This is a genomic window from Paenibacillus sp. 01T422 (assembly GCF_056398785.1).
The window spans coordinates 1-5,790 of the sequence record NZ_JBFTQB010000371.1 but is presented as its reverse complement, the minus strand read 5'-3'; the positions used below and the strand labels follow the sequence as shown (position 1 = coordinate 5,790).

General features: G+C 43.1%; 6 protein-coding genes and 1 pseudogene. 4 read left to right on the top strand and 3 right to left on the bottom strand.

Going from position 1 to position 5,790, the window contains the following annotated elements; translation table 11 throughout:
* Positions 1 to 169: 169 nt before the first annotated feature.
* Entirely contained in the window at positions 170 to 313 is a 144-nt protein-coding gene (locus AC1DUA_RS20415; protein WP_477501517.1) for a hypothetical protein, read from the bottom strand.
* 224 nt (positions 314 to 537) lie between these two features.
* Here AC1DUA_RS20415 and AC1DUA_RS20410 point away from each other — a divergent pair, with 224 nt between their 5' ends.
* A complete protein-coding gene (locus tag AC1DUA_RS20410; protein ID WP_477501516.1) occupies positions 538 to 735 on the top strand; it encodes a DUF3231 family protein in 198 nt (65 codons plus the stop codon).
* 407 nt (positions 736 to 1,142) lie between these two features.
* On the opposite strand, the pseudogene AC1DUA_RS20405 reads toward AC1DUA_RS20410, so the two are convergent.
* Positions 1,143 to 2,297: pseudogene (locus AC1DUA_RS20405) on the bottom strand (IS110 family RNA-guided transposase).
* Positions 2,298 to 2,576: 279 nt separating this feature from the next.
* Between AC1DUA_RS20405 and AC1DUA_RS20400 the strand changes: the two are divergent.
* Both AC1DUA_RS20400 and map read left to right on the top strand, forming a co-directional pair.
* Entirely contained in the window at positions 2,577 to 3,161 is a 585-nt protein-coding gene (locus AC1DUA_RS20400; RefSeq protein WP_477501515.1) for a TetR/AcrR family transcriptional regulator, read from the top strand.
* Positions 3,162 to 3,168: 7 nt separating this feature from the next.
* Positions 3,169 to 3,915, top strand: a complete 747-nt coding sequence (gene map, locus AC1DUA_RS20395; RefSeq protein WP_477501514.1) for a type I methionyl aminopeptidase — start codon at positions 3,169 to 3,171, stop codon at positions 3,913 to 3,915.
* A gap of 916 nt (positions 3,916 to 4,831) precedes the next feature.
* Here the strand turns inward: map and AC1DUA_RS20390 are convergent.
* Positions 4,832 to 5,311, bottom strand: coding sequence for a hypothetical protein (locus AC1DUA_RS20390; protein WP_477501513.1), 480 nt, complete (start codon positions 5,309 to 5,311; stop codon positions 4,832 to 4,834).
* 270 nt (positions 5,312 to 5,581) lie between these two features.
* Between AC1DUA_RS20390 and AC1DUA_RS20385 the strand changes: the two genes are divergently transcribed.
* Positions 5,582 to 5,790: hypothetical protein (locus AC1DUA_RS20385; protein ID WP_477501512.1), on the top strand; the 209-nt coding region annotated here is incomplete at its 3' end.

Below are 5,790 nucleotides of genomic sequence, written 5' to 3'. Positions count from 1 at the left end.
GAATCGATGAGGATATACATTAGCATTAATCCCCCCCTCTTTATGCCAGCCTTTTTAATGCCCAACGTATTGTTGGAATCGACAATCGTCGGGTCGGATTCGTTTCAGCAACAAACAATGCTTTACAAGAAGTATCCCCACGGCTCTCTAAATATCTTTTAACAAAACCTTACACTCGGTTGTGAAATATACCCCCTCTTTGTTTAGAACCCTTACCATTCACAATTGCTGAACAGTTCTCCCAATTAACATCTTCAATGTTTATTTTCTGAACCTCACCATCACGCCAGCCTGTACAGTACAGAAACTCCAACAGAGCATGCTCCCGATGAGAATGACAGGTAATCTTAAGAAATTCGATGACCTAAGCTACTCGGTTTTAATCGCTCTGATGCCCTTGCAAAATAAACTTTTAGCATATTTAAGGATATTTCTTCAATCTCCAAATTACCCAGTTCGCGAATCAACATGTTGAGTTGTAGATAGTATGCTTTCATAAACAAATTGATGATGTTCCATAAGCTGGACATGTTTGCTATGAGAATAAGAGCATATGGGAATGCTTTATCGATGTGTGCCAGACATGATGTTGCCGAAAAATTGGGACGTCTTACACTTGAGGTTGGAAATTATGTTGAAGATGGAGCAAATATTATGATTGAACACTGTTGGTTGGAACAGCCGCCGCAAGCCGCGGACCGTGACGCCTTGGTGTTCAAAAATAAGGTTGAGTAAGGTCTAAAGTTGTTACACACTTATATGCTTCATGAGAGACTAGATAATAAAAAGCAGCTATCGCGGCAAGCTGCTTCTTGTAACACTAACGTTCCCCCTCGGTTTTAAGGGTTTTTCTCACGTATGCTCACTCATTCGCAGGTTTTCATCACCTTAATAATTATTGTTTTTCAGAAACGAAGTTAAACAGATCCGTTGATTCATATTTTGGACATGCGGGAATAGAGGAACATATGGAACATTTCTCCAAATCCTATTCTACTGCACGCATACTCCACAAAATCCTTAGAGGTTCACCCTCCCACGGCTCAACGGGTCTATGCCCTTATGAAGAACGAACTCGGTCCTCCGTGCTTTCTTTGTGAAAATCCTGCGAATGAGTCAATCTACGTTATTGACAATAAGTCTTAGGCAACGAGAAGATAATTAGGGGTAGCTTTTTCAGGTAAAAAAGATTCTCCTCTTTGAACAATGCCAATCAGAATACGAGCCAGTTTTCCAAGCAGCTTAAAAAGCGATTGTTGTTTCTTCATTTGCTTAATCTGAACATTATTCTCATGCATCTGTCGGAAGACTGGATTCGTGCCTACTAGCGTGATCGTCGCAAGATACAAATATTTGCGCAGCGTAGAATCTCCCCGTTTCGAAAGTTTAATCTGTCCTTTGTGTTTTCCAGACATTCTTTCGGCTAAGTTTAGTCCTGCTTTACGCAGTAACTGACGTCCATGAGCATACTGTCTAAGGTCGCCAGCACATGATAGAATAGCCGCTGTGAAGATTGGACCCAGACCTTTGAGTGTTCGAAGCTGATTGGCCATCGGAATTTCACTAAGCAATGCTTGAAGGTCCTTTTCAATCTTTTCTAATACTTCAACGATACGTTCAAACTCATTTATTAGCCTCTCTAAGTCTCATTTGGCTTCTTGAAGAGCTGTCTTTTCTCCCACACTCTGCTTGGCTTGTGAAATAAGCTGCGATGCTTTCTGAGTACCCGTAGAACCACCTGCTCGTTTCATATGCTCTCTCCAACCTGTTATTACCTCTACCAACGGATAATCCGGTTCTGAAGCCTTACACTATTCGTTACCCAAAATTCCCGGTCACTCATAATGGTACGTAACCTTTGAAAGACAGTAGCCTGGCGCGTGTATTCATAGTAATAGCCTCGGCAGACAGCATCTGCAACGACAAGTGCATCCTTAGGATCACTCTTGGAAGGACATTATCTTGGTTTTCCTTGTTGCGTTTGGTGGTTGCTGGATTTACCATTACTACGTTTATCCCCTTGTCAGAGAGCCAATTAGCTAGGTTAAACCAGTAATGTCCTGTTGGCTCCATACCAATGATTAGGGTCTTCAATTGGTGCTTCTGTTGTAATTCATTCATCCACCGTTGTAAAGGTCGTTAGTAAATGGTAAGTGTCGATTAGCGAGAACTATCCCCCGGAAATTAGTAGCCTGAGCTACATGGATTTCCTTTGCCATGTCGATTCCTACTACAAGATGAGAAGTGGAAATTCGTTCAATACGTTGATTTTGTCCATCGCTTTGTTTAAACTTCATAGTAAGAGCGCCTCCTTGATGGTATTGGGTTTCGAACCCGTGCACAAACCCATCATACCGAGGCGCTCCTTTTTTGACAAAGTCCAAATCTTAGTCATTACAGGAATGTTTAGGTTAACGCCAGCGTCCAGTCTACAACTTTATTATTACGGTCTAGTTCTTTATTGTTTAGTACTTCATTTTATCGAACAACAAAAAATCTTTTGCATTTCTCCACCCCATGCGTTACTATTTTTATATTGACAAATTTGCAGGTCTATATAAGGAGGTTAACACGCTATGTGCCCCCGTACCAAAGAACAAAATGAGCTCATACGCATACAGCGCAGAGAACAGATCCTGGACGTCGCCGCGCTCTCCTACTTTCGCACGGGCGGCAGCTTTGATATTCGCGACGTCGCCCGCGAGGCAGGGCTTGGTTACGGCACAGTATACCATTATTACCCCAACCGGCATTTATTAATAGAAGATGTGTTAGGAAGCGGCTTCGAGCGATGCGAGCAAGTTATCGCAAAATGGGCGAACATCAGCGGCAGCCCCCCGGATGACGGGCAGTTGTTGACGTATTGTAAAGCGCTGCTCCGGCTGTGGCAGTCAGACGCCCGCGCATATCTCGTCTACAAAATGGCGGCGGAACATTATGCAGGCTTGCCTGAAAGGGATCGACACCACGCCAAAAGAAAATTTATGGAACGGCTGTACGTTCCATTCCAATCGATCGCCCAGTGCGAAGACGACAGCGTCGACCATATGCTTGCCGTGCTGGTCGGTTGCTGTGGGCTGCACTACTATGCGGGCAATTCCGACCTGGACGTCGATCGAATCGCCCGACTCGCTATGCAAGCTATTACGAAGGAGTCCTGATACGAATATGGTCATTTTAAAAAGCAAGCATGAAATTGAGGCTATCCGCAAGGCATGCCAAGTGGTGGCTGAATGCCATCGTACAATCGCCCCGCTTATCAAACCGGGTATTACCACCAACGAGATTGAGCGCATATTCGAGGACATTATGTTGAAGCACGGCGCAAAGCCATACCAGAAAGGCTACAAGGGCTATCAATATGCGACCTGTGCCTCCGCCAACGATGTAATCGCACATGGCTTCCCTAGCAATAAGCCACTTGAGGAAGGCGATATCGTGACGATCGACACGGTTGCTGAGCTCGATGGCTGGCTCGGTGATTCGGCCTGGAGTTATGCAGTCGGGCAAATCTCGCCGACGGCCGAGAAGTTGATGCGTGTCACGAAGGAATGTCTTGACCTGGGCATCGAGCAGGCGCTGCCTGGCAATCGACTCGGCGACGTGACGAGCGCGATTCAGCGGCATGCGGAATCACACGGTTTCGGCGTCGTGCGCGACCTTCTCGCCCATGGCATCGGCCGCGATCTGCACGAGGAGCCGACTTATATGCATGTCGGCAAGCCTGGAAAAGGCCTCCGTATCAAGGAAGGTATGGTGTTCACAATTGAGCCCATGATCACCGAAGGCACCTACTTCATGACAATCGATCCAGACGGCTGGACCGCACGGACGATGGACAACAAGCTCGCTGCCCAATACGAGCATACGATCGCCATCACGGCTGAAGGTCCACAAATTTTGACCTTGCAATAGAAAAATTAGAGGTCGACCAACGAAATGGTCGACTTCTTTTTTTCGTATTCGGCATAGCATCTTTCTTTATTCGCTTACAGGTGATCATGTAAACGATATCCCGATCCCATCTTAAATCCGAAGCAGGTTCGGGGACAGCGTGTCCATAGATCTGATGAGGCTGCTCGCTTGGACGCGAACATATTCAGTGCGAACAATTCATCTCAGATGAACCGCACAACAAATTCGGAAACGCCAAGAGACTCGGACAATAACCAGGTCAGATGACGCAATACTGTTCTCCTGCAGGATACCACGGGTGCAGAGTATCATTAATCGAGCAATTTTTGTCCTTTATTTCAACTGCGGTCCCATTCCGTTAGCCTGCCCGTCCCACAACGCCAATCAGGAAATATGTATAAAAACTTATCTTTTGCGAGCATGTAACCGTTCTTCAACCCACATGACCATTTAACAAACAGAAAGGCTCTAGGGGAATCTACCCAGAGCCTTTTCTTTTACTCATTTGACAAGGTTACCATGCAAAAGCCATAGTAATGATAACCAAAAGAATAAAGAGAACTAAAACTTCAGCCATATGATTACGACGATGCCCTTCAACTCCTACTCCATATCCCATTCATACCACTCCTTTTGTACATGAGCTATTTCACTGCTTTATAAGATACGTTAGTTATTTAACCTTTGATTGGACAGATGTATATACATGACGTATGTATTCAATCATTTATTTTGTGCGCATGTATAAAGGATCTGCCGCGGCAGATCCTTTATAGTTCTTATAGAACCCATTATTGAGCTCTCGTTTCTCGATTTTTTAATTCCGCAATTCTGCCCGTTAGCTTATCGAACAGGGAATTAATGCATTACTTTGACACAACAGACATTGGCTGATTCCCATAAAATGATTTGCTTCTTACATCTTTTCAATAAATGCTAGTACATGTTCTTTCACCTGTGCTTTTTCTTCCTGTGTCATATTATTTAATTTTAAATTCTTTGCATTATCAGGGGTTATAAGGATTGTGGAGGGTTCTTGAAGTTTTTCTTTAAGGGTATCTCCTTCTTCAGTGAGCAACAGCTTAGATTTGTTTGCATAGGAATGGATTACTTCTGTTTCTATATAATTACCTTCCATATCATAAAAATCCTCAATAGATTTAATATCCGATTTCATATGGGTTTTCCCTTCCTCAATAGTGGTTATTGCATTAACTATCTTGTAACCTGTTCTTTCAAAGAATCCTTTATCATTTTGTTTATCATCAAGTGTTTCTATTGCAAAAACCTCAATGGTTTCATATTTCTCGGTTTGACTACATGCACTTATAAGCAGAAAAGTGAACATGAATAAACAGATCTTCACTAAAATAATTAGCTTTTTGTTGAAATTCATTTCTTCACTCCTAACTTGGATTATTTCTGCGATTTTAGATTCCTATTATACCATATAATGGGTATTGCTGGTCTGGAACTCGATATATAGCCTGATATTCCGCTGTCCTGCCCATAAGCTGAACAAGGCAATTTACTCGCCATCGCCTTACAAAAGCGGAGATTGGCTCGCGGCTCCACAGAAGACTTTTTACTGTCTTGGTAAAACCTTGAAACTTTCTCATTGTGATTTCGTAAAATTAATAATTCGAAAAAAAGGGGGGGGGCAAACTTGTCTAGTAACGTTGCATTTGGCTCAGGTATTATTTTATTATTTGTTTTAACATCCTTTGCGCTGTTTTTGGCACACATAGTTTTATGCGTATGGGCATATCGGGATAACAAAAGAAGAGGTAAAAGCGCGGAATTTGCATTAATTATTCTGCTAGCGATGTTGTTTTTCCCAATCATAGGACTGATTGTTTATCTAATAATTCGTAA